Source organism: Lentzea jiangxiensis (genome assembly GCF_900104175.1).
GTDB lineage: Bacteria > Actinomycetota > Actinomycetes > Mycobacteriales > Pseudonocardiaceae > Lentzea > Lentzea jiangxiensis.
This window is the reverse complement of the sequence record NZ_FNIX01000006.1, coordinates 181778-204309: the sequence shown is the minus strand read 5'-3', so window position 1 is coordinate 204309 and position 22532 is coordinate 181778. Positions and strand designations below refer to the sequence as shown.

Genomic DNA, 22532 nt, shown 5'->3' with positions numbered 1-22532 from the left:
CTAGGACTTGCGGCTCACCATCTCGTCGATCCAGATCGGCGCGAACGGCGACGTGCAGTTCGGCGGCGTCGGGTAGTCCTTGAGGACCTCCAGCCGTTCGCCGGTGCCGATCGCACGGGCGCGCAGCGACGGGTGCTCGATCCCGATCTGCGCCAGGCAGTGGTTCATCGCCCACTGCAGGCGGTGCGAGGCGTCCTTCATCCCGGCCTCGATCGTGTCGAGCAGGCCGTCCAGGTCGAGGCCTTCCGGCTCCTTCACCACCCGCTCGGCGGTGAGCGCCCAGCCGGCGCTCGCGACCACCGGGTCCGGATCGGCGAACCACAGCACGCGCAGCTCTTCGGCGTGCGGGCTCTTCTTCACCACGTAGTTCACGAGCCAGTCGTGGACCTTGGGACGCCGGGCCTCGCGCAGCATGACGTCGAGCTCGTCACGCCCGAACGCCTTGGGGCGGCAGACGAGCAGCGCGAGCAGCCTGGCCGCGGTGTCGCCGGTCGCCCACAGCCGCAGCGCCAGGTCGTGCTGGGTCTTGAGGCGCTTCGCGATCGCCCGGAGCCTGCCGAGGTTCACGCCGTGGTCGTCGCCGTGCTTCTCGTTGACCGCCCGCGCTTTCGGGTCCTCCAGCGCGGCCAGCTCGGCCATCACCTCGGCCACCGTCTCCGCCACCGCCCGACCTCCCGTTCGCCACCGGTGACCGGCAGCCTACGAGCTCCTGCTCAGCCGCTCAGCGCCGCGACGGCGATCGACACCCCGGCGATCCCGCGGCGTGGTTCGGTCCTGCGCAGCCCCTCGCGGCTCCACTAACGTGAAGCCGCGAGGGTTCGTTGAGCCGAGGGGGACGGGTGACCGGCCAGATCGTGCGCCACGCCGGCCAGATCGAGTCCGTGCGCGTGCGGTTCGCCGCCGTCACCAAGGCCAGCGCCGTCGTCGTCGGCGACGAGACCGTGTACGGACGGCTGTGCCGGTGGGTGATCGACGCGGTGCTGGAGAAGCACGCCCGGCAGGACGAGCTGGTCTCGTACGTCGAGGAGAACCTGCGGCTCATCGTGGCGGGCCTCTACGACCTCTACGGCGTGCGGCAACCGGCCGCGGACCCCGTGCGCGAGGCGGCCGTGCCCTCGCTGGTCGCGCCGGTCGAACCCGCGGCCGGGTCCGCGATGGAGCAGATCGGGCCGCTCAAGGACGTGCTGGACGACCTCACCGGTCTTCCGGACGTCATCGCCGCGCACGCGATGACCTGGTACAACATCGCGCTCGCCCAGCGGGACATGGCCGCCGAGCTGGAGGCGTTCCTGGAGCACGACGTGCCGGGGTGGACCGGGTGCGAGGAGCACCTGCGGCTGATGGGCCACAACATCGAGGCGATCCGGGGCCTGAGCGCGGTGTCGGCGGCGTTCGGGGAGATCACCGAGAGCGTCGGGGTGCTGGTCGCGCAGACCCGGCGGCTGGTGCGCGAACTGGTGATCAGCCTCGCCGTGGCGCCGTCCGACGGGACGCTGTGGCGGCTGGCGTGCCGGATCGCGGTGTACGGGGTGGCGCTCGACGCCACCCTGACGCACCTCGAACAACGCCTCGACGGCTAGGCTGCGCGGCGCCGTGCGATCTGCGGCAGGAACCACATGCAGACGCCGGTGCCCATGAGCACGAACAGCGGCAACAGCGGCACGTACGACACCCACGCCATCGAGCTGTCGATCGTCAACGCGACCGCCGTGAACACGACGGTGGCCATGAACACCATGCTGACCACGCGGTGGAACCGGCGGATCCCCTTGCTGCCTGCCATCTCCCTCGTCCTCCCTGTCGCCGAACCCGATGCCGGCAACGCTAGGAGCGGGCGGGGTGGGGGTGCTTCTCGATTCCTGACCGGTCGTGGGGGCACCGGGAACGAAGCCGCGGCCACGCCGGGAAGTTCCTCCACGCGAGTTGTCGATTCCGGTCATCTACCGTTCGACGCACTGATGACAGCGAGCGCGAACATCAAGGAGATCCAGATGCGCACCCTCATCGCCACCGCTTTCGTCTCCCTCGACGGCGTCGTCGAGGCGCCCGGTGGCGAGCCCGGCCACCGCAGCGCCGGCTGGACCTTCAAGGACATCGAGTTCGACGAGGCCGCCTACGAGATCAAGGGCCGTGAGCAGGAGGAAGCCGCGGCGATGATGATGGGCCGGGTCAGCTACGAGGCGTTCGCCCCGGTGTGGCCGACGCTCGACTACTTCCCGCAGTACAACGCCATGCCGAAGTTCGTCGTGTCCAGCACCCTGGAGGAGGACCAGCTGGTCGACAACTGGGGCGACATCACGATCCTGCGGTCGCTCGACGACGTGGCCGCGCTGAAGGAGACCGAGGGCGGCCCGATCTCCGTCCACGGCAGCGCGACGCTGAACCGCAACCTGTCCGACGCGGGCCTGATCGACCGCTACCACCTGCTCGTGTTCCCGGTGCTGCTCGGCGCGGGCAAGCGGCTGTTCAGCCAGACCGACAAGGACAAGCAGATGCTGAAGGTCGTCGAGAGCGAGACCTACTCCAACGGCATCCAGAAGCTCGTCTACGACGTCGTGCGCTGAAGTTCGCGCACCGCTTCCGGCAGCGGTCTCCTCGGCGTGGGCGGCGATCCCGGCCGGGGAGAAGAACTCCAGCCCGGCCGTGATCGCCTCGGCCACTTCCTGGCTGCGCACCAGGGAAATGGTCATCCGCGCCTCAATAGGTCGGGGTCTTGCGCAGGAGTTCCCGGCGTTGCAGGATCTCCGGCGCGTAGACCTGCTCCTGCCACGCCTTCTGGGAGACCGGTTCGAGGGCGATGGACACCACGCCCTCGTCGCAGCCGAACGCACGGGTGACCGCCTCGGTGATGGTCGCCACCAGCTCGGACGCCTGCTCTTCGGTGAGCGGTGCGGGGAAGTGCTTGATGTTCACGTGCGGCACGACTGACTCCTCAGGATTGGCCACCGGCGATGGCGAGGGTGACGGCCTTGGTGACGGCGGCGATCAGCTCGGACATCTGCTCGTTGGACAGCAGCACCGGCACACGGACGACTTCCGCCCGCACGGTGTCGCGCCGCTGCATGGACGCGAGCAGCTCGTCGATGTCGGGCTCGCGCAACAGGCTGTAGTGGTCGGCCCGCAGTTCGACGACGGTCGGTTCGGTGACCGAGAAGCCCTCGCTGCCCTCGATGAACGAGTAGTCGTCGCCCTGCGCCTTGAAGATCGTGAGCGGCGCGGTGATCGTGCGCTCGGCCAGTTCGCCGAACGTGTACTTGAAGGAGAAGGTCTCGGTGACGATCCGAATGATCCGCCGCACCAGTTCGCTGTCGAGGTCGCGGAACTCGCTGCTGATGAACGCCGCGAAGCTGTCCTCGTCCTCCGCGACCTCCAGGCACCGGGCCAGCCGCGCGTCGGTGATGCTGCCCGCGAACACCGAGAACAGGATCGTCACGAACGCGCTGTTGGTGTACGAGGCCTCGTCGCTGTCCCGCTCCGACCGGACCTTCGGCGACCCCGGTGCGATCAGGTACAGGTTTGCCACCTGCTCGCCTGCCTGCTCCAGCTGGTAGGCCGTCTCGAACGCGACGCGCGCGCCGAAGGAGTAGCCCCACAACGTGTACGGGCCCTCCGGCTGGACCTGCTTGATGGCCTCGATGTCGGCCGCGGCCATCTCGCGGATCGTGCTGTACGGCGTCTCGCCCTCGTTGATGCCGTTCGCCTGCACGCCGTAGAACGGGCGCTCGGAACGACTGGCGAGCGTGCGCAGGTTCATCGGGTAGCCGCCGAGACCGGGCCAGCAGAACACCGGCACGTCGTCTCCGTTGGGCTGCAACGGGACCAGTCGCGAGATCGGGCCCTCGTGCAGGCCGTCGACCCGTCGGGAGAGCTGCTCGATCGTCGGCGACTCGAAGAGCACCTGCAGCGGCAGGCTGGTGCCGAACTCCTTGTTGATGCGGTTGACCAGACCGACCGCGATCAGCGAGTTGCCGCCCGTCTCGAAGAAGTCGTCGTGCGTCGAGACGGTCTCGCGCTTCATCAGCTTCTTCCACATCTCGCTGATGCGGCGCTCGGTGGTGGTGCGCGGCGCGACGAACGGCCGGTCCTGGTCGTCGACGTTCGTCCTGTCCGACGCGACCAGCGCCTTGACGTCGATCTTGCCGTTCGAGGTGACCGGCAGGGCGTCCAGCACCACGACCTTGTTCGGGATCATGTAGTCCGGCAGGAAGTTGACCAGGTCGTCGCGGATCAGCTCGGCCGGGCCCTTCATGTGGACGACGTCTTCCTTCATGCCCGGGCTGCGGCGCTGCTCGTAGGAGACCTTGCCGCCCAGGAAGAAGTACGACGGGCCGTCCTGTTCGCCCGCTGCCTTCAGGATGTCGCAGATGCGCTTGGCGGACGGGAGGTCGTTGTCGGACTTGGAGCTGTAGCCCGACGACATGAAGCCGAGGTCGACGTCGTTGGCGGACAACCGGTGCATGGTCCGGCCGAGGTCGACGTAGCGCCGCCAGCCCTCCGCCGACCTGGCGACGGCGCTGACGCCGAAGCTCGCCCGCTCGTACACGGCCTGGTTGATCGCGATGACGTGCTTGCGCTGCAACACGTCGTCGGACACGCGCTCGAACTCGCCGTCCGCGAACCTGTAGAGCCCGCCCGGCAGGTTCGCGACGCGGCCGGGGTGCGTCTGCAGGTAGACCTCGACGTCGTCCTCGCGGACACCGGTGTAGGCGCACAGCTCGAACGTGCCGAGGTAGTAGTCCTCGTCGGCGACGTCGAGCAGGTCCTTGGTCTCCGGTGCGTGCGCGGACGCCGTGACGTCGAGGCCGTAGCCCGGCAGGACCTCCTCGAAGAGCCCGACCATGTGGCCGGTCTCGATCTCCAGGACCTCCTGGATGTTGTTGAGGTACACCGCCTCGATCGCGGCCTTGTGCCCGATGAAGTGCAGTTTCGCCCCGGCCTCGAAGCTCTCCGGGAGCTGCTTGATCAGCACGAGCTGGTGGCGCAGCGGGTGGTAGTAGTACAGCCCGGACGGCAGGCCCGCGATGTGGTGCAGTTCCAGGTGGAGCTGCGTCGCGTAGAGCGAACCCGGCGAGGCGTAGCCGTACTTCGGCAGCAGCCGCTGGTCGCTGAAGTGCGCGCCGAAGTACCGCAGGATCTCGCCCAGTTCGGCGAAGTGGATCGACTTCGGGTCCTGGGAGCCGGCCCCGATCGGCTTGCGCTCGAGCAACCGCCGCAGGTCGTCGTCGGTGACCTGGCCGCCCTCGTAGAAGCGGTAGGACTTGCGGCTGAAGACGACCTTGCGCTGCAGGCAGGAGGCCTCCTCGCCGGGCAGCTCGAAGGTCTGCCTGCCGCTGAGGTCGTCGCGCACGCCGGGGTTCGACAGCTGCGCGCGGACCTGCAGGCGGCTCGACTTCGACTGGTGGTGCGCGCCCGCGTTGCCCTGGTCCATCAGGGCGGCTTCCTTGGGGTTCAGCTCGACGCACGCGATCAGGTTCTGGAACCCGGTGCGCTGGTCCTCCTTGACGATCACCGCCGCGTTGCGCACCCAGTCGTGCGTCTCGATCGCGAGCCGGATCTCGTCGAGCTCCACCCGGTAGCCGCGCAGCTTGACCTGGCTGTCCGCCCGTCCGGCGAACTGCACGGTGCCGTCGAGGTTCTGCGTCACGAGGTCGCCGGTGCGGAACATGCCGTCCACGAACCGTTCCTCGGTCAGTTCGGGCTGGTGCAGGTAGCCGCGGGCGACCTGGACGCCGCCGATGTGGAGCTCACCGATCTCACCCGGTGTGACCATGTCGCGGTTCTGGTCGAGCACGAGGTACGTCGTGTTCGCGACGGGGAGCCCGATCGAGATGGACTGCGGGGCCTCCGCGAGCTCGGCGGGGTCGACCACGTGCGACGACGAGTTGATCGTCGTCTCCGTCGGGCCGTAGAGGTTGATGAGAGCGGTTCCGGGCATCGTGTCGACGAAGCTCTGCGCCAGCGTGCGGGACAACGCCTCGCCACCGCTGAAGACCTGCTTCAACGACGTGACGGTGTGGAACTCCTCGGTGTCGATCAGCGCCTGCAGCAGCGTCGGCACGCACTGCAGCGTGGTGACGCCGTGCTCGCGCATGGTCTCGATGAGCATTTCGGGGTCGCGGTAGATGCCGGGACGTCCCATCACGACGGTGCCGCCGACCGACGGCGCGAGGATCTCCCACTGCGCCGCGTCGAAGCTCATCGGCGTCTTCTGCACCACGCGCTTCGTGCCGTCGATGGCGTGCGCGTCGTGCAGCCACTGCATCTGGTTGACGATGCTGCGGTGCTCGATCATCACGCCCTTGGGCCGCCCGGTGCTGCCCGAGGTGTAGATGATGTAGGCGAGGCTGTCGTGCGAGGGGGAGAAGCCGTCGTCGAACGCCTCGTCGCAGTCGTCCAGCGTGACGATCCTCGTCGTCGCGGGCGCCAGCTCGGCGAGACGTTGCTTCAGGGCGGGTTGGGTGACGACGACCTTGGTGCGGGAGTCCTCGATCATGTACCGGAGCCGCTCTTCCGGGTACTCCGGGCTCAGCGGCAGGTAGGCGCCGCCGCTGCAGAGAATTCCCCAGGCGCCGACGACGAGGTCGAGCGACGGCTCGACGAACATGCCGACGCAGTCGTCGGTGCTGACGCCGAGCCGGCGCAGATGTGTGGCCAGCGCGGAACTTTGCTCGAACAGCTCGCCGTAGGTGATGCTCTGGTCACCGAAGACGACGGCCGTGCGATCGGGGTGTTCCTTCACCTGCTTGCGCAGCAGGTCCGGGAGGCAGCCGCCGTCGACTTCAGCTTCTTGCGACATCTCAGAAATCCCCCAAGCGGTCAGCAGGCGTGAGCAGGTGCGAGGGCGTTCTTGGTTGGTTGCAGAACGTATTGGTGGTGCCTCGAAACCTGCTGGAGCGGAGCGAGGGGTGGGCAGCCGCAGAGGTTTACCGGAACGGGCTCGAGGGGTGGTGGAGGTCCGAGGGGTGGACGGGTGACACCACCGCGAAATCACCTTGCCGCGCTGGGGTCCACGCCGCGGGCGCGGCTCAGGAGTTCTTGCGGTCGGTGTGCCCCAGCGAACGCTCCGGCGCCACCCGGTCCCGCACGAGCTGCTTGAGCAGGGCCAGGTCCGGGAACCCGTCCCGCTCCTTGCGCGACCACAGGGTCTCGCCGTCGAGCCGCACGTCGAACACGCCGCCGGTGCCGGGGATCAGCGCCACCTCGCCGAGCTCCGCGGTGAACGTGGTCAGCAGCTCCTGCGCGGTCCAGCCCGCACGCAGCAGCCAGCGGCACTGCGTGCAGTACTCGATCTCCAGACGCGGTGTTCTCATGCCTGCGATTCAACCGAGGTGCCGGACCGGGTCGCGTCGGCACCCCAGTTCGCCAGCAGTTGCAGCGCCTCACCGGAGGGCGTCTTGGAGTCGGCGTGGTAGGTCGTCAGGAACAGGTCCGGCTCGCTGGGCATCCGGAGCGTCTCGTAGGACAGCGTCATCTCGCCCACGAGCGGGTGCCGCAACACCTTCGTGCCGAAGCTCTTCTCCTTGACGTCGTGCCTCGCCCAGAGCCGGCGGAACAGGTCGCTCTTCACCGACAGCTCACCGATCAGCGCGGCCAGCTCGGGGTCGTTCGGGTAGCAGCCCGCGTCCATCCGCAGGAAGCCGACGACGTCGGCGGCCTTGCTCTCCCAGTTGACGAAGAGCTGCTGGTAGGAAGGCTGCAGGAAGATGAACCGCGCCCAGTTGCGTTCGCGCGGCGGCACTGTCGACCAGTCGCCGAACAGCGCCGCGGCCATCGGGTTCCACGCGAGGACGTCGGAGCGCCGGCCGCCGATGTACGCGGGCACGCCGACGTGGTCGAGCAGGCTCGTCAGCGCCGGTCGCAGACGTGAGGTGACGGCCTTCTTCTTCCTCGTGTCGTGCGGGAACGACGAGAGGTTGCGCAGGTGTGTGCGCTCGGCGTCGTTGAGCTGCAACGCGTTGGAGATCGCGTCCAGGACCTCGTCCGAGACGTTGCGGCCGTTGCCCTGTTCGAGACGCGTGTAGTAGGCGACGGAGACGCCCGCGAGCTGCGCCAGCTCCTCGCGGCGCAGGCCCGGGACGCGGCGGGTGCGCCCGTAGCGGGGCAGTCCGACGTCGTCGGGGGACAGCCGCGCCCGGCGGCTGCGCAGGAACTCGCTCAGCTCGGTGCGCGGATCGGTCATGAGCCCGAGTATCCCCGCGCCGCGGAGGTCGTGCCTGCTACTGCCGGTGGTAGGCACGCCAGTCGTACGAAAACCAGGTGTCTGGGTGCGCCCCTCGGACCGGAGCAGTGTCGGAAGCGACACGACGAACCGAGGAGAACCTGATGAGCACCGTCGCTGCCTACGCCGCCCCCGCACCCAAGGCACCGCTGGAGCGCACCACCATCGAGCGTCGCGCGGTCGGCGCGCACGACGTCCTGATCGACATCGAGTTCGCGGGCATCTGCCACTCCGACATCCACCAGGTCAACGAGGGCTGGGGCGAGGCCATCTTCCCGATGGTCCCCGGCCACGAGATCGCGGGCGTGGTCGTCGAGGTCGGCTCCGAGGTCACGCGGCACGCCGTCGGCGACCGGGTGGGCGTGGGCTGCATGGTCGACTCGTGCCGCGAGTGCGAGTTCTGCCTGCGGGGCCTGGAGCAGTACTGCGCCAACGGCAACACGATGACCTACAACGGCGTCGACCGCCGCGGTGACGTCACCTACGGCGGCTACTCGCGGCAGATCGTGGTCGACGAGAACTTCGTCGTGCGCATCCCGGACGCGCTGCCGCTGGACGTGGCCGCGCCGCTGCTGTGCGCGGGCATCACGCTCTACTCCCCGCTCAAGCACTGGGGTGTCGCGCCGGGCAAGAAGGTCGCCGTCGTCGGCCTGGGCGGTCTCGGCCACATGGGCGTCAAGATCGCGGCCGCGCTCGGCGCCGAGGTGACCGTGCTGTCGCAGTCGCTGCGCAAGAAGGACGACGGACTCAAGCTCGGCGCCCACGACTACCGCGCCACCAGCGACCCGGCCACGTTCACCGAGCTCGCCGGCCAGTTCGACGTGATCGTCTCCACGGTGTCCGCGCCGCTCGACCTGACCGCCTACCTCGGCCTGCTCAAGACCGACGGCGCCCTGGTCAACGTCGGCGCACCGGAGGAGCCCGTCTCCATCAACCTGTTCGGCCTGCTCGGCGGCCGCAAGACGCTCGCCGGGTCGATGATCGGCGGCATCGCCGAGACCCAGGAGATGCTGGACTTCTGCGCCGAGCACGGCCTGGGCGCCGAGATCGAGCTGATCGACGCCGACCAGGTCAACACCGCCTACGAGCGCGTGCTCTCGAGCGACGTGCGGTACCGGTTCGTGATCGACGCCTCGACCATCTGAGGTCCGGCGCCGTGCCCGCTCACCGGGGCGGGCACGGCTTCCCGGTCGCGTAGGCCTCCGTGGCGCCCGCGATCACCGAGTCGAGCTGCAGGAGGGTCTCCTGCAGCTCCTCGATCTGCTGGACGACCGACGACCGGTGCCCGTGCAGCTTCGCGAGGACGTCCGGCGCCGCCACCCCCGTCAGCACGCACGGCAGCATCTCGAGGATCGACGCGCTGGAGATGCCCGCGCCGTAGAGCTGCTGGATCAGCCGCACCCGGTCGACGGCGTTCGCGGCATAGCGCCGTTGCCCGCTCTCGCTGCGCTCCGACGTCAAAAGGCCCTGCTCTTCGTAGTAGCGCAGCGCGCGCACGCTCACACCTGTGCGTCCCGCCAGCTCACCGATCCGCATGAGACCTCCGCCACAAAAGCTACCTCTGACGTCAATGTCAGGTTTCTAGCGTAGCCCCATGCTCCTCACCAGCTACCGCCTCGGCCACCTGACCCTGCCGAACCGCCTCGTCATGGCGCCGATGACCCGTGCACGGGCCGTCGACGGCAAACCGACCGCGGAGACGGCCACCTATTACGCCCAGCGCGCCACCGCCGGGCTGATCGTCACCGAGGGCGTGCACCCGAACGCCGTCGGCCAGGCCGGTCCGTCCATGCCCGGCATCCACACCGACGAGCAGGTCGCGGCCTGGCGCGGCGTCACCGACGCCGTGCACGCCAACGGCGGCCGGATCTTCGCCCAGCTCATGCACGGCGGCCGCATCGGCCACGTCGAGGTGGCCGGGCACCACCCCGTCGGCCCGTCGGCGGTCGCGGCCGGCACCGAGGTCTTCACGCCCGCGGGCGCGGCTCCCGCGCCGGTGCCCCGCGCCCTGCGGACCGCGGAGGTCGCCGAGCAGGTCCAGGCGTTCGCCGACGCGGCACGACGGGCCGTCGACGCCGGGTTCGACGGCGTGGAGCTGCACGGCGCGAACGGCTACCTCATCCAGCAGTTCCTGTCCTCCAGCGCCAACCAGCGCACCGACGGCTACGGCGGCTCGGTCACCGGGCGCATCCGGTTCGCCGTCGAGGCGGTCGAGGCGGCGGCCGGCGCCATCGGGCCGGAGCGGGTCGGCATCCGGCTCTCACCCGGCGGCGAGATCCAGGGCATCGTCGAGGAGGACGTGCCCGTGCTCTACGGCGAGCTGCTGAAGGCGTTGCCGGACATCGCCTACGTCCACCTGGTCGCGACCGTGGACGACGAGGTGCTGATGGGCCTGCGCAAGGCGTGGCCGACCGCGTTCATCCTCAACCCCGGCGGTCAGATCGGCCCGCGGGAGAGCACGCGGGAGCAGGGGGAGCGCTGGCTCGCCAACGGCGCCGACCTGATCAGCTACGGCCGCGCGTACATCGCCAACCCCGACCTCGTGGAACGGTTCCGGCTCGGCCTGCCGCTCGTGAGCGCCGACCGCGAGACGTACTTCCAGGTACCCCGCGGACTCATCGACTACCCCAGCTATCAGCACTGAAGCGCGCGCAGCAGGTGGTCGACGAGCCGTTCGAGGTAGTCGGGCCCGACCTCGGCGCGGCGGACGGACAGCCGCCAGTAGACGGGGGCGGCGACCAGGTCGAGCGCGATCTCGACGTCGAAGTCCGCGGGGAGCTCGCCCCGGTCGACCGCCCGCCGCAGCGTCGTCGCGCCGAGCGCCCGCCGGGGTTCGCCGATCGTCGCCGCGATCGCCTCGGACAGCGCCGGGTTGCGGACCGCCTCGGCGGTGAGGTCGGGCAGGATCGTCGCGAACCGCGGGTGCGTCAGCCAGTCGTGCACCGCCGTGACGGTCGCCAGCAGGTCGCCGCGCAACGACCCGGTGTCCTCGACCTCGGCCAGCGGCACGGAGAACTCCGACAGCGCCGCGACCACCATGTCCTGCTTGGACGGCCAGCGCCGGTACAGCGCGCTCTTGCCGACCTCGGCGCGCTTGGCCACCGCCTCCATCGACAGCCGGCCGTAGCCGTGCAGGGCGAGCTCGTCGAACACGGCCTCGGTGATCGCCCGCGTCACCTGGGGCTGCAGGACGGCGGCGCCGGTCGGGGTGCGCTTGGTCATGGCCCACATCATAGGACTGGACGAGACGGTCCCGTCCCGCCTAATGTGATGGACGGGACGGGACCGTCCCGTCCATTTCGTTCGGAGGACATCCGTGGATCTCATCCCGAAGGCGCTGCAACTGCTGCTGGACAAGGACATGGCCGGGTTCGCCGGACTGTGGGCCGAGGACGGCGTGGTGGAGTTCCCGTTCGCCCCGCCGAGCTGGCCCGCCCGGCTGGAGGGCCGTGCCGCGATCGAGGACTACCTGCGCGACTACCCGGAGACGCTCGACATCCGCGGCTTCCCCAAGCAGGTCGTGCACCAGACCACCGACGCCGGCGTGCTGATCGCCGAGTTCGACGCCGAGGGTGTCGTGGTCGCGACCGGCAAGCCGTACCGGGCCTCGTACATCGCCGTCATCACGACCCGCGACGGCGAGATCGCGCACTACCGCGACTACTGGAACCCGCTCCTCGCGCAGGAGCTCACGGCATGAGCGCACTGCTCATCGGCGGCACCGGCACGACCGGGAGCCTGCTCGCGTCCCTGCTGCCCGATTCCTTCGTGGCGACCAGAAAACCCGCGCACGACCGGCACGTCCTGTTCGACTGGGACGATCCGGAGACGTTTGAACCGGCGCTGGAAGGGATAAGCAGCATTTACCTCATCCCCCCGGTCGGTGTCGCGGACCCCGCGCCGGTGGTCGAGTCGTTCCTGTCACGGGCGCGGTTCGTGCGACGAGCGGTGTTGCTGAGCTCGTCCGCGGTGGCGGAGAGCGTCTCGGGGATGGGCGCTCTCCCCGCACTCGTGCGCGCGATGCCGGAGTGGACGGTCCTCCGGCCGTCCTGGTTCATGCAGAACTTCGCCGGCGACCACGCGGTCGCGGCCGGTGTGCGCGCCGGGGAGATCGTGACCGCGACCGGAGACGGCAGGGTCGCGTTCGTCGACGCCGCCGACATAGCCGCCGTGGCCGCACGGGCGCTCACAGACCCGTTGCCGCACAACACCGACCACCTGATCACCGGTCCGGAGGCGCTCAGCTACGCCGACGCCGCCGCGATCATCACCGAGGTCACCGGGCAGCCCGTGCGGCACCGTTCGGTCAGCACCGCAGAACTGGCCGAACGCCTGGCCTCCTGGCTGCCGGCCGAGTTCGCCGCGCTTCTCGCCGGTCTCGACGAGGACATCCGCGGCGGGGCGGAGGACCGCGTCACCACGACCGTCGAGGACGTGACGGGCAGGCCCGCCCGGTCGTTCCGGGACTTCGTCAGGCGGACGAGCACCGCATAGGACGCGGTCCAAAGTGGAGTCGTGCGTCGATCGCGGGTCCGCGTTCCGACACCTACGGGCGTATGGATCCACACGGCGCGACGAAGAACCAGCCCGAGGGCTCGTGCTCCAGCCGTGCTTCCGGTGCGCCGGTCGCACATTCCGTGCGCGCGCGAGTGAGGCTTTCGTCCCACGGAATGCCCGACAGCACCGTCCTCGGCACCCGCATGTGGGCGACGACGCTGACCACCACGAGGATGCCGACGAGGTAGCGGCTGCCGGTCACCGCGAGCCGCTCCCACGTCTTCGCCGGCGTCGCGTCGAGGCCCACGAAGATCGCGGTGAACAGGAACAGGCACGGCGCGATGCTGTAGCGCTGCCCGGCCATCACGACCTCCGGCGCCTGCACCTGCAGCACCTGCGTCCAGTTCAGCACCAGGCACGCGACGATGACGACCACGCTGAACACGCACGACACCAGCACGAGCGCCCGCCCCGCCCGGTCGCCGAACCGCAGGCCCGTCGCGATCGGCACGGCCGCCACCAGCAACGCGCCGAGCACCACCAGGTTGCCGTGCGCCGGGTAGAACTGGCTGACGCGCTCCGAGCCCGTGAACGCCACCACGGGCACCCGCAGCAGGCTCGCGAGCAGCACCTGCACCGGGTCGACCTCGTCGTGCGAGTACGGCGTGCGGGAGGTGAACATCATCGTGAGGCCCTGGACGGCCGTCGCGGCCAGGAACGCGATCGGCACCACCTTGCGCGGCTGGAAGAGCCGCACGAGCGCGATCGGGGTCAGCAGGAAGGTCAAAGGGCTGGACAGGGCGGCGAGGACTACGAACACCGCGACCGGCACGCGCGGGGCGTTGCGCCACAGCAACGCCCAGAAAGCGCCGTAGAGCAGGAACCAGTGCAGGTTCGTCAGGTTGTTGAGCGTCTCGGAGTTGCCCGCGGGCAGGACGACCACGAGCGCCGCCAGCGCGAACCGCAGCGGCGCCGAGCGCAGGTAGGCCTTGGAGGCCGCGAACACGATCAACGCGATCAGCGCCCGCAGCACCGCCGCGCACACCGCGAAGCCCGCCGCGGCCCACTCGACCGGCAGCAGCGCGACCAGCTGGGCCACGAGGCGCGGCAGCGCGTGCAGGTAGCCGCCGTAGGGGGTGACCAGGTTCTCCAGCGCCGGCGAGCGCACCGCGTCGACCAGGAACCGGGCGCCGTCCTCGGCCCACAGGTGGTCGAGCCGGGACCAGCCCGCCGGGATGAGCAGCAGGAACGCCATCGACGCCAGGAACCCGCCCAGGAGGCCCAGCCAGGCCCGTTCGTGCGGTGGCTCGTCCGGCAGCGGCACCACGCCGTCCGCGAGCGCTGCTGACCGTTGCGCCGTCATCGCCACCACTCGGTCCCCCATGTCCGACTCGACCCGGGAGAACGTATCCGGTCAGCGGCGGGCGAGGTCCGGCAGGCGCTGGTAGCGGGTCCACTGCTCCGCGGACACCGGCGTGACGCTGGACGAGTTCAGCGCCGCGACCTCGGCCGTCACCACCCACAGCTTGTCGTCGAGCAGCAGCCCGACCTCGCCCTGCGGGTTGGCGACCGCGGGAGCGCCCGCGGGGACCGTCACCGCGAGCTTCAGCGAGTCGACGCCCAGCGGACGGGTGCTCAGCACGCCGCGTGCGAACTTCTCGGCCACCGAACGGCGCTCGAACCGCATCACGCTGCCGCCGATGACGACGTCCAGCGTGCGTTCGGGAGACGGCACGGCGTAGCCGTTGAGCACGTGCGCCTCGGGACCGGTGGTGCAGCCCTTCATCCCGACGGCGTCGAGGCCGAAGTGCGAGATGTTCGTCGGTCCCGCCGGACCCTCGAAGGTGCCGCGCAGCACGTCCAGCGCCACCCGGCCGCACGGGTCCTTGAGGTCGACCGGCGCGTGGCCCTCCGGCGTGCGCACCAGGCCGGGGCCTTCCTCCCAGACGCCGGGGATCAGCACCGGTTCGAACGGGTGGCGGGTGAAGTCCTTGTTCCAGAACGTGACGGTCGTGCCGTCGTCGGTCTCGTGGGCGATGGCGAACGAGGACACCGCCTCGATCCACATCCAGTCCGCGCTGAACGCCTCGACGACCGACCGGGTGCGCGGCTGGTTGTTCGACGTCACCGGCTTGAAGCCCTGCTGGCCGAGCGCCTCGACCCCCTTGGTGAACAGCGGGTCGCGCGAGCGCAGCACGTACTGACCGGCGCCGTTCTGGTGCGAGGCGAGGCCGGTCGTGTCGGTGAACATCAGGTACACCCAGCCGTCGACGTAGACGGCCGACTGCTGACCGGCGCCGTAGGTGTTCTCCCGGATGTTGTCGCCGGCCGGGGCCACGATCGACTGGCCGCCGTTCTCCCGCGCCCAGGTGATGCCGTCGAAGCTCGACGCGACACCGACCGAGCTGCCGTTCGCGTGGTTGTCCCGCGCGGCGCCGGTGTAGTACATGAAGTACTTGTCACCGACCTTGACCAGCGACGGGTCGCACGTGTGCATCGCGTCGAAGCTGCCGCCGCTGCCGGAGAACACCGGGATCGCGGTGCTGAACGGGCCGCCCACCGACGGTCCGTCGCTGTAGAGGATGTCGTCGCCGCCGGGCGGTGCCGCGCTGAGCTGGCTGCACCACCACGCGCGGATGCGCCCCTTGTCCACCATCACGGCCGGTGCGTAGTTGTACGGCGCGTCCCCGGAGCCCGCGAGCACCGTCCCGGCGCTCTGCCGGCCGTTCTCCAGCGTCAGCCTGATCTTGTTCCTGGGCGGCGCGGCCTGCGGCGTCTTCTTCGTCGACGTGCTGGTCTGCGGCTCCTCGGGAACGCCGACCGGGTCACCGACCGCCGCGTTCGTGCACGCGGTGACCGCACTGAGCAGTGCGAGCGCAGCGAGCAACGCGGGAGGTCGGCGACTCAAGGGCACCCACTCATCATAGTGATCAACTCCTCCGGTCGGGTGAAGTCCGTTGTCGCAGGCCCGGTTCATGCGTCGGCGATGAGTCCCGCGAGCGGTCGCGGAGAGCGCGACGCCGCTGCCCAAGAGCACAATTCCGGCGGATCAGAGCCGCTGGGGGAGACGTCGCGGTGTCACCCGGCCTTCCCGGCGGAACGCGGGTGGCGGGACCCGGCCCGTGGGGCTGGCACCATCCAGAGCGGACCTGCCGGATCGGGCACCTCTGGTACGGCTGAGCAGGACGAACCCGGCGTGAGCGCGGGTCGTCGGGTATGTCGGTGGCCCCCGGACACCCGGCGAACGCCTCGGAGTTCGTCAGCGAGCTCCTCGGTCTTGTGATGGTGAGCACAGGATGTCGTTGGTGATCTTCGCGGCTGGGAGCTCGCAGGCGACCTCGACGGCGCCGGTCGCCTCCGCGGTTCTCATCTCGTGTCCTGGAGCTGGGTCTTCTGGCTGCTGGGCGGGTGTTCGCGGACCGCGCAGCGGCGGCGGGACCAGGCGAGGAAGCTTGCCGGGTCACTGCCCTGCCGGAGCGCGGACACCGCGCCTGTCAGCGAGAACATCGCGGCGTGCGTGAGCGTCCGGTCGTGCAGGTCCGGCCGTACCCGGCGGATCAGCGGCCAGTCGTAGCTCGCGAACACGGTCGCGTCGAGCGCGGGGTCGCCGGCGCAGGCGAAGTCCCAGTCGAGGATGCCGCTGATCTTCCCGTTGTGCCACCGCAGGGTGACCGGCGCCAGGTCGCCGTGCACGAACCCTCTCGCGGGCGGCAGCTCCGCGAACCGCCGCAGCACTTCCTCGGCCTCGCTCCGCTCGTCGTCGGTCAGCAGCGGGAAGACGAGTTCGGCGTCCGGTTCGACTGCGGCGAGCGCGTCGAGCACCTCGCGGACCGCGTCGTCGCTCGCCGTGCTCCACCGGGTGCCGGGCAGGTACGAACAAGGCGCCGGGTAGGGACGAGAGGACGACGTGGACCTGGCCGCGTGGCAGGTCCCACCTGTCCTCGAGGAGCTGCGGCAGGCGAACGGCAGGTCCTGCCTTCCGATGTCCGCGAGTCTCTTCGCTCGGCGTTCGGCGAGGGCGGCCATCAGCTGCCCAGGTAGCGGACGACGGCCATCACGCGGCGGCTCACACCGGTCGAGCCGGAGAGGCCGAGCTTGTCGAAGATCGCGTTGATGTGCTTCTCGGCGGCGCTCTGCGAGATGTGCAGTTGGGTGGAGATGCGGGCGTTCGTGAGGCCTTGGGTCATCAGCTCCAAGACGTCCTTCTCCCGCGCTGTCAGCGTTTCGAGCGGGTCGACGTGCGTCGTCCTCGTCAGCAGCCGCCGTACGACCTCCGGGTCGAAGGCCGCGCCGCCCGCCGCGACCCTCTCGAGTGCCTCCAGGAACTCGTCGACCTGGGCCACCCGGTCCTTGAGCAGGTAGCCGACCTTGCCGCCGGTGCTGGTGATCAACTCGGTGGCGTAGCGGTTCTCGACGTACTGGGAGAGCACCAGCACGCTGACCTCCGGCCACCGCTCACGGATCTCGAGCGCGGCCCGCATGCCGTCATCCTTGTGGTCCGGCGGCATCCGGACGTCGGTGACCACGACGTCCGGCCGGTGCTCGTCGGTGGCTTTGAGCAGCTCGGGCGCGGTGCCGACGGCTGCCACGACGTCGTGGCCCTCCTCGGCGAGCAGCCGGACCAGGCCCTCGCGCAGCAGCGTCGAGTCTTCGGCCAGGATCACTCGCACGGCACCCTCGCACCGATCGTGGTGGGTCCGCCGCTCGGGCTGATCACCTCGAACACCCCGTCCACCGCCTTGACCCTCCTGGCGAGCCCGGACAGCCCGGTGCCGGACGGGTCGGCGCCACCGACGCCGTCGTCCCGCACCACGACCGTGATGCCGCCCGGCACCTGCTGCACGAAGATCTCCACGAGTGAGGCGTCGGCGTGCTTGGCCGCGTTGTTGACCGCCTCGGACGCCACGAAGTAGATCACCGTCTCCAGTGCGGCGCCCGGTGAGGCCCGCAGCTCGTTGCGGATCTCGACGCGCACGCCCGACCGTTCCGCCAGCACCTCGAGCGCCGTGCCCAGCCCCGAGTCGTCGAGCACGGCGGGGTACACGCGGGTCGCGACCTCGCGCAGTTCGTCGATGGCCTCGCCGGCGGTGTCGTGCGCCTGCTCCAGCAACTGCTGCAACTGCTCCTCACCCCGGGCCCGCCGCGCTCTGCCGATCAGCATGCCGAGCGCGACGAGCCGCTGCTGGACGCCGTCGTGCAGGTCGCGCTCGATGCGCCTGCGCTCGTCGTCGATCGCCTCGATCACCTCCGCCCGCGTGCTGGTCAGCTCCGCGACCCGTTGCCGCAGCATCGTTTGCTGACTGCGGCCGAGCATCGCCGTCGCGAGCCACCGGTCGAGCACCGCCACGCCCGTCACGCCGGCCAGCGTGACGAAGATGAGCAAGGTGCCCGGCAGCGTCGCCACGGCGATCAACTCGCCGCTCACCACGTCGCCGTCCTTGACCAGGCCCCACGAGCCGTCGAAGAGCCACGCCGTCACCATCGACGCCGCGGTGGTGAGGTAGAGCAGCAGCATCAGGACCACGCCGAAGCCCAGGCCGCCCACCATCCACCGCACGCCCAAGTAGCGCTGGCACCGCCGCGGCGTCAACGGGTCGGCGTGCGCCGCGCCGCTCCACCGCTCGATCCGCCGCAGCTCGAACTCGGTCATCCTGACCGTGCCGACCCCGAGCATCGCGACCAGCAGGCCCGGCGGCGCGGTCGCGATCCCCAGCAGCACCCCGAAGAACGCCCGGAACCAGCCGCGCACCAACGAACCCGCGCTGAGCTGCTCATCCTGGTGCACGTCGATCACGGTACTGACCCACCCGCACCCCGGCATTGCGGTTTACCACACTCTTGCCCTGCGGCTTCCCGCACGAATCCCGGCGGTCGACCTCATGGTCCTCAAGCGAGCCGCTTCCTAGCGTTGACCACGACAAATCCGTTGCAACGCAGGGAGAATCCGATGCTGGCAGAGTGGGCCGTCTCGCTGATGGAGTCGCTGGGAGGCGTGGGCGCGGCCGTGGTCGTGGGCCTCGACAACCTGTTCCCGCCGATCCCGAGCGAACTGGTCCTGCCCCTGGCGGGCTTCTCCGCGAGCAAGGGCGTGTTCAGCTTCCCGGCGGCCCTGTTCTGGACCACGCTGGGCTCGGTGCTGGGCGCTGTGGTCGTCTACCTGGCGGGCATGCTCCTCGGCCGCGACCGAACCCGCCGCCTGGTCTCGCGCCTCCCGCTGGTGCGCGTGTCCGACTTCGACAGGACCGAGGCCTGGTTCACCCGCCACGGCACCAAGGCGGTGTTCTTAGGCCGCATGGTGCCGCTGTTCCGCAGCTTCATCTCGCTGCCCGCGGGCGTGGAACGCATGAACTTCCCGAAATTTCTGGTGCTGACCACCGCGGGCAGCCTGATCTGGAACACGATCTTCGTCAGCGCCGGCTACCTGCTCGGCGAGAACTGGCACCGCGTCGAGTCGTACGCCGGCATCTTCCAGAAGCTCGTCATCGCCGCCGTAGTGGTTGCCGTGGTGCTGTTCGTGGTGACGCGGCTGCGCCAGCGCTCCAAGGGCGACCCGGAGGAGACGGTGGTGATGCCTCGCGTCCGCCGATGACGTTGCGGTACAGGGGAGATGTGCGCAGGGAGATGTGCGCAGGGAGGCGTGGGCAGGGAGGTGTGGGCAGGGTGCGCCGCGGTGGTTAGGAGTGGTGGCGATCGGCGGGCCGTCGTCCGTTGTGGTGGTGCTCCGGCTCCACTGTCCGAACGGGACTCTGCTTCCGTGGTCGACCTCGGGCCGCTATCGGCGCGCGGGTTCGGGCCCGCCGCTGTCTGTCTACCGCTGCTTGTCCGACAACGGACCCCGTTCCCGTGCAGGCGGCGCCGCAAGTCTCAGGTCGCGCGTCATCGGAGAGGGCAGCGCTGCCGGCTTCGCGCCGCAACCCGACCCTTGCGCTCCAGCGTTCGGCTGGCCCAGCACTTGGCCTCCCAGCCAATCGCGCCTAACTGTTCGAGCGCCTTGGCCAGGCCCGCACCTCACCCCGAGCCACCACGCGTCCTGCCCCAATCCCGCCAACACCACCACACCCCGAAAACGCCGGTACCCCAGGCCGGAGGAGTGGCCTGGGGTACCGGGGCAGAACGGGATCAGACGTCGTAGCGGTCCGCGTTCATGACCTTGTTCCACGCGGACACGAAGTCCTGGACGAACTTCGTCGAGGCGTCGTCACTCGCGTAGACCTCGGTGACGGCGCGCAGCTCGGAGTTCGAGCCGAACACCAGGTCGTTGCGGGTGGCGGTCCAGCGAACGGCTCCGGTGGCGCGGTCGCGGCCCTCGAAGTTCTCCTGGTCCTCGGTGACCGACTTCCACTCCGTCTCCATGTCGAGGAGGTTGATGAAGAAGTCGTTGGTCAGCGTCTCCGGCTTGGCGGTGAGCACGCCGGCGGTCGAGCCGCCGTGGTTCGCGCCCAGCACGCGCAGGCCACCGACCAGCACGGTCATCTCCGGCGCGGAGAGGCCGAGCAGGTTGGCCCTGTCGATCAGCAGGTACTCCGACGGCAGCGGCGTGGCCTTGTTGCCGTAGTTGCGGAAGCCGTCGACGGTGGGCTCCAGGACGGCGAACGACTCGGCGTCGGTCTGCTCCTGGGTGGCGTCGGTGCGGCCCGCGAGGAACGGCACCTCGACGTCGTGTCCCGCGGCCTTGGCGGCCTGCTCGATCGCCGCGGCGCCGCCGAGGACGATCACGTCGGCCAGCGAGACCTTCTTGCCGCCGGTCGCGGAGCTGTTGAAGGCCTCCTGCACGCCTTCGAGAACCGGCAGGACCCGCGCGAGCTGGTCGGGCTCGTTGACCTCCCAGTTGCGCTGCGGCTCCAGGCGGATGCGGGCACCGTTGGCGCCGCCGCGCTTGTCGCTCTGGCGGAACGACGAGGCCGAGGCCCACGCCGTCTTGACCAGCTGCGAGACCGAGAGGCCGGTGGCGAGGATCTTGGCCTTCAGGGCCGCGACGTCCGAGGCGTCGATCAGCTCGAAGTCGCGCACCGGCAGGCGGTCCTGCCAGATCAGCTCCTCCTGCGGCACCAGCGGGCCGAGGTAGCGCTGGATCGGGCCCATGTCGCGGTGGGTCAGCTTGAACCACGCGCGGGAGAACGCCTCGGCGAAGGCCTCGTGGTCCTCGGCGAACCGGCGCGAGATCGGCTCGTAGATCGGGTCGACGCGCAGCGCGAGGTCCGTCGTCAGCATCATCGGCTGGCGGTTGAGCGTGCCGTCCTCGGGGTCCGGGACGGTGTTGGCGCCCGCGTCGCCCTTCGGCTTCCACTGGTGGGCGCCGGCCGGGGACTTGGTGAGCTCCCACTCGAACTCGAACAGGTTCTTGAAGAACAGGTTCGTCCACTTGGTGGGCTTCTGGGTCCAGGTGACCTCGAGGCCGGAGGTGATCGCGTCACGGCCCTTGCCGGTGCCGTGCGTGCTGATCCAGCCGAAGCCCTGCGCGTCCATCAGCGAGCCCTCGGGCTCGGAGCCGACGAGCGACGGGTCGCCCGCGCCGTGCGCCTTGCCGAAGGTGTGGCCGCCGGCGATGAGGGCGACGGTCTCCTCGTCGTTCATGCCCATGCGGCCGAACGTCTCGCGGATGTCGCGGGCGGAGGCCAGCGGGTCCGGGTTGCTGTTCGGGCCCTCGGGGTTGACGTAGATCAGACCCATCTGGACGGCCGCGAGCGGCGCTTCCAGTTCGCGCTCACCGCTGTAGCGGGTGTCGCCGCCCAGCCAGTCGGTCTCGGGGCCCCAGTAGACGTCCTCGTCCGGCTCCCACACGTCGTTGCGGCCGCCGGCGAAGCCGAAGGTCTTGAGGCCCATGGTCTCCAGCGCGCGGTTGCCGGTGAAGATCATCAGGTCGGCCCAGGAGACCTTGCGGCCCCACTTCTTCTTGACCGGCCACAGCAGACGGCGGGCCTTGTCGAGGTTGCCGTTGTCCGGCCAGCTGTTCAGCGGGGCGAAGCGCTGCATGCCCGCGCCGGCGCCACCACGGCCGTCGTGGGTGCGGTAGGTGCCCGCGCTGTGCCACGCCATGCGGATCATGAACGGGCCGTAGTGCCCGAAGTCCGCCGGCCACCAGTCCTTCGAGTCGGTCAGCACGGCGTCGACGTCGCGAGCGAGCTCGTCGAGGTCGACGGTCAGGAACTCCTTGCCGTAGTCGAAGTCGCCACCGAAGGGGTTGGCCTGGACGGGGTGCTTGCGGAGGATCCGGAGGTTGAGCTGCTTGGGCCACCAGTCGCGGTTGCCGCCGCCTTCGGTGGGGTGGCTGCGCCGGTTGTGGGCGACCGGGCACTCGCCCTTCGACTCGCTCACGGTGGCGTCAGTGCTGTCGGACACAGGAATCCTTCCGGGTGTTCAAGAACTTTTCGCGGCGGTCGTGCACTCAGGGCAGGTGCCCCAGTAGATGACCTCGGCCTCGTCGATGACGAACCCGTGGTCGTCGGACGCGTCCATGCACGGTGCGTGGCCGATCGCGCAGTCGACGTCGGCGATGGCACCGCAGGACCTGCACACGACATGGTGGTGGTTGTCCCCGACGCGCGTCTCGTAGCGGGCGACCGAGCCCTGGGGCTCGATCTTGCGCAGCAGGCCGGCTCCGGTCAGGGCGCGGAGCACGTCGTACACGGCCTGGTGGGAGACCGCGCCGAGGTTCTGGCGCACGACACCGATGATCGAGTCCGTGTCGGCGTGCGGGTGGGAGTGCACCGCGGACAGCACAGCCATCCTCGGAGCCGTCACCCGGAGCGACGCTCCACGCAACATGCGCTCGAAATCGGAAGCCGTGGGCACGGGGTCCACACTGCCGTCTTTTCTG

The 22532-nt window shown here is 69.8% G+C and carries 22 protein-coding genes; 7 read left to right on the top strand and 15 right to left on the bottom strand.

Going from position 1 to position 22532, the window contains the following annotated elements; genetic code table 11:
- Positions 1–639, bottom strand: coding sequence for a DNA alkylation repair protein (locus tag BLQ91_RS20090; RefSeq protein ID WP_176959853.1), 639 nt, complete (start codon positions 637–639; stop codon positions 1–3).
- 200 nt (positions 640–839) lie between these two features.
- Here BLQ91_RS20090 and BLQ91_RS20085 point away from each other — a divergent pair, with 200 nt between their 5' ends.
- Entirely contained in the window at positions 840–1580 is a 741-nt protein-coding gene (locus tag BLQ91_RS20085; RefSeq protein ID WP_090098539.1) for a hypothetical protein, read from the top strand.
- Here the strand turns inward: BLQ91_RS20085 and BLQ91_RS20080 are convergent.
- Positions 1577–1783 (bottom strand): hypothetical protein, encoded by a 207-nt coding sequence (locus tag BLQ91_RS20080; RefSeq protein WP_090098538.1) that lies wholly within the window; start codon positions 1781–1783, stop codon positions 1577–1579. The two genes, BLQ91_RS20085 and BLQ91_RS20080, sit on opposite strands and share 4 nt — an antisense overlap.
- A 208-nt stretch (positions 1784–1991) precedes the next feature.
- Between BLQ91_RS20080 and BLQ91_RS20075 the strand changes: the two genes are divergently transcribed.
- A complete protein-coding gene (locus BLQ91_RS20075) occupies positions 1992–2564 on the top strand; it encodes a dihydrofolate reductase family protein (RefSeq protein WP_090098711.1) in 573 nt (190 codons plus the stop codon).
- 133 nt (positions 2565–2697) lie between these two features.
- Here the strand turns inward: BLQ91_RS20075 and BLQ91_RS20070 are convergent, their stop codons facing one another.
- From BLQ91_RS20070 to BLQ91_RS20055, 4 genes are all read right to left on the bottom strand, one after another.
- Entirely contained in the window at positions 2698–2922 is a 225-nt protein-coding gene (locus BLQ91_RS20070) for a tautomerase family protein (protein WP_090098535.1), read from the bottom strand.
- Between the two features lie 10 nt (positions 2923–2932).
- Positions 2933–6796: an amino acid adenylation domain-containing protein gene (locus BLQ91_RS20065; RefSeq protein WP_090098533.1), complete on the bottom strand. Its 3864-nt coding sequence runs from the start codon at positions 6794–6796 to the stop codon at positions 2933–2935.
- A 229-nt stretch (positions 6797–7025) separates the two neighbouring features.
- Entirely contained in the window at positions 7026–7310 is a 285-nt protein-coding gene (locus BLQ91_RS20060; RefSeq protein ID WP_090098532.1) for an Rdx family protein, read from the bottom strand.
- Positions 7307–8179, bottom strand: coding sequence for a helix-turn-helix domain-containing protein (locus BLQ91_RS20055; protein WP_090098531.1), 873 nt, complete (start codon positions 8177–8179; stop codon positions 7307–7309). The genes BLQ91_RS20060 and BLQ91_RS20055 overlap by 4 nt, the downstream gene beginning before the upstream one ends.
- A 143-nt stretch (positions 8180–8322) precedes the next feature.
- On the opposite strand from BLQ91_RS20055, the gene BLQ91_RS20050 reads away from it, so the two are divergent.
- Positions 8323–9363, top strand: a complete 1041-nt coding sequence (locus tag BLQ91_RS20050; protein WP_090098709.1) for an NAD(P)-dependent alcohol dehydrogenase — start codon at positions 8323–8325, stop codon at positions 9361–9363.
- 19 nt (positions 9364–9382) lie between these two features.
- Here the strand turns inward: BLQ91_RS20050 and BLQ91_RS20045 are convergent, their stop codons facing one another.
- Positions 9383–9754 (bottom strand): MerR family transcriptional regulator, encoded by a 372-nt coding sequence (locus BLQ91_RS20045; protein ID WP_090098530.1) that lies wholly within the window; start codon positions 9752–9754, stop codon positions 9383–9385.
- Positions 9755–9812: 58 nt separating this feature from the next.
- Here BLQ91_RS20045 and BLQ91_RS20040 point away from each other — a divergent pair, with 58 nt between their 5' ends.
- The gene (locus tag BLQ91_RS20040) at positions 9813–10862 is read left to right on the top strand and encodes an alkene reductase (protein ID WP_090098529.1); all 1050 of its coding nucleotides are present in this window, start codon (positions 9813–9815) and stop codon (positions 10860–10862) included.
- On the opposite strand, the gene BLQ91_RS20035 is transcribed toward BLQ91_RS20040, so the two are convergent.
- Positions 10853–11440, bottom strand: a complete 588-nt coding sequence (locus BLQ91_RS20035) for a TetR/AcrR family transcriptional regulator (RefSeq protein WP_218130329.1) — start codon at positions 11438–11440, stop codon at positions 10853–10855. The two genes, BLQ91_RS20040 and BLQ91_RS20035, sit on opposite strands and share 10 nt — an antisense overlap.
- 94 nt (positions 11441–11534) lie before the next feature.
- On the opposite strand from BLQ91_RS20035, the gene BLQ91_RS20030 reads away from it, so the two are divergent.
- Together BLQ91_RS20030 and BLQ91_RS20025 are read left to right on the top strand one after the other, a co-directional pair.
- Entirely contained in the window at positions 11535–11918 is a 384-nt protein-coding gene (locus tag BLQ91_RS20030; protein ID WP_218130328.1) for a nuclear transport factor 2 family protein, read from the top strand.
- Positions 11915–12712, top strand: coding sequence for a Rossmann-fold NAD(P)-binding domain-containing protein (locus BLQ91_RS20025; RefSeq protein ID WP_090098528.1), 798 nt, complete (start codon positions 11915–11917; stop codon positions 12710–12712). Before BLQ91_RS20030 ends, BLQ91_RS20025 begins: the two co-directional genes overlap by 4 nt.
- Positions 12713–12764: 52 nt before the next feature.
- On the opposite strand, the gene BLQ91_RS41420 is transcribed toward BLQ91_RS20025, so the two are convergent.
- The 5 genes from BLQ91_RS41420 to BLQ91_RS20000 form a co-directional block, all read right to left on the bottom strand.
- Positions 12765–14099 (bottom strand): hypothetical protein, encoded by a 1335-nt coding sequence (locus BLQ91_RS41420; protein WP_176959840.1) that lies wholly within the window; start codon positions 14097–14099, stop codon positions 12765–12767.
- A gap of 30 nt (positions 14100–14129) precedes the next feature.
- The gene (locus tag BLQ91_RS20015) at positions 14130–15629 is read right to left on the bottom strand and encodes a glycoside hydrolase family protein (protein ID WP_090098527.1); all 1500 of its coding nucleotides are present in this window, start codon (positions 15627–15629) and stop codon (positions 14130–14132) included.
- Between the two features lie 452 nt (positions 15630–16081).
- Positions 16082–16741 carry a phosphotransferase gene (locus tag BLQ91_RS20010; protein ID WP_090098526.1) on the bottom strand — a complete coding sequence of 220 codons (660 nt, stop codon included), beginning with the start codon at positions 16739–16741 and terminating at the stop codon, positions 16082–16084.
- Entirely contained in the window at positions 16741–17385 is a 645-nt protein-coding gene (locus tag BLQ91_RS20005) for a response regulator transcription factor (RefSeq protein WP_176959839.1), read from the bottom strand. The genes BLQ91_RS20010 and BLQ91_RS20005 overlap by 1 nt, the downstream gene beginning before the upstream one ends.
- A complete protein-coding gene (locus BLQ91_RS20000; RefSeq protein WP_245733683.1) occupies positions 17376–18500 on the bottom strand; it encodes a sensor histidine kinase in 1125 nt (374 codons plus the stop codon). The genes BLQ91_RS20005 and BLQ91_RS20000 overlap by 10 nt, the downstream gene beginning before the upstream one ends.
- Positions 18501–18662: 162 nt before the next feature.
- Between BLQ91_RS20000 and BLQ91_RS19995 the strand changes: the two genes are divergently transcribed.
- Positions 18663–19304: a DedA family protein gene (locus BLQ91_RS19995; RefSeq protein ID WP_090098523.1), complete on the top strand. Its 642-nt coding sequence runs from the start codon at positions 18663–18665 to the stop codon at positions 19302–19304.
- A 530-nt stretch (positions 19305–19834) separates the two neighbouring features.
- Here the strand turns inward: BLQ91_RS19995 and katG are convergent.
- Entirely contained in the window at positions 19835–22054 is a 2220-nt protein-coding gene (gene katG / locus BLQ91_RS19990) for a catalase/peroxidase HPI (RefSeq protein ID WP_090098521.1), read from the bottom strand.
- An 18-nt stretch (positions 22055–22072) separates the two neighbouring features.
- Entirely contained in the window at positions 22073–22507 is a 435-nt protein-coding gene (locus tag BLQ91_RS19985) for a Fur family transcriptional regulator (protein WP_090098702.1), read from the bottom strand.
- Between the last annotated feature and the right edge of the window lie 25 nt (positions 22508–22532).

What these genes read in the sequence shown, in the direction of transcription:
- BLQ91_RS20075 (WP_090098711.1), top strand. Translation starts at nt 1,992, where the DNA reads ATGCGCACCCTCATCGCCACCGCTTTCGTCTCCCTCGACGGCGTCGTC.
- BLQ91_RS41420 (WP_176959840.1), bottom strand. Translation starts at nt 14,099, where the DNA reads ATGGGGGACCGAGTGGTGGCGATGACGGCGCAACGGTCAGCAGCGCTC.
- BLQ91_RS20065 (WP_090098533.1), bottom strand. Translation starts at nt 6,796, where the DNA reads ATGTCGCAAGAAGCTGAAGTCGACGGCGGCTGCCTCCCGGACCTGCTG.
- BLQ91_RS20035 (WP_218130329.1), bottom strand. Translation starts at nt 11,440, where the DNA reads ATGACCAAGCGCACCCCGACCGGCGCCGCCGTCCTGCAGCCCCAGGTG.
- BLQ91_RS20010 (WP_090098526.1), bottom strand. Translation starts at nt 16,741, where the DNA reads ATGGCCGCCCTCGCCGAACGCCGAGCGAAGAGACTCGCGGACATCGGA.
- BLQ91_RS20045 (WP_090098530.1), bottom strand. Translation starts at nt 9,754, where the DNA reads ATGCGGATCGGTGAGCTGGCGGGACGCACAGGTGTGAGCGTGCGCGCG.
- BLQ91_RS20050 (WP_090098709.1), top strand. Translation starts at nt 8,323, where the DNA reads ATGAGCACCGTCGCTGCCTACGCCGCCCCCGCACCCAAGGCACCGCTG.
- BLQ91_RS19995 (WP_090098523.1), top strand. Translation starts at nt 18,663, where the DNA reads ATGCTGGCAGAGTGGGCCGTCTCGCTGATGGAGTCGCTGGGAGGCGTG.
- BLQ91_RS20060 (WP_090098532.1), bottom strand. Translation starts at nt 7,310, where the DNA reads ATGAGAACACCGCGTCTGGAGATCGAGTACTGCACGCAGTGCCGCTGG.
- BLQ91_RS20080 (WP_090098538.1), bottom strand. Translation starts at nt 1,783, where the DNA reads ATGGCAGGCAGCAAGGGGATCCGCCGGTTCCACCGCGTGGTCAGCATG.
- BLQ91_RS20040 (WP_090098529.1), top strand. Translation starts at nt 9,813, where the DNA reads ATGCTCCTCACCAGCTACCGCCTCGGCCACCTGACCCTGCCGAACCGC.
- BLQ91_RS20090 (WP_176959853.1), bottom strand. Translation starts at nt 639, where the DNA reads ATGGCCGAGCTGGCCGCGCTGGAGGACCCGAAAGCGCGGGCGGTCAAC.
- BLQ91_RS20025 (WP_090098528.1), top strand. Translation starts at nt 11,915, where the DNA reads ATGAGCGCACTGCTCATCGGCGGCACCGGCACGACCGGGAGCCTGCTC.
- BLQ91_RS20055 (WP_090098531.1), bottom strand. Translation starts at nt 8,179, where the DNA reads ATGACCGATCCGCGCACCGAGCTGAGCGAGTTCCTGCGCAGCCGCCGG.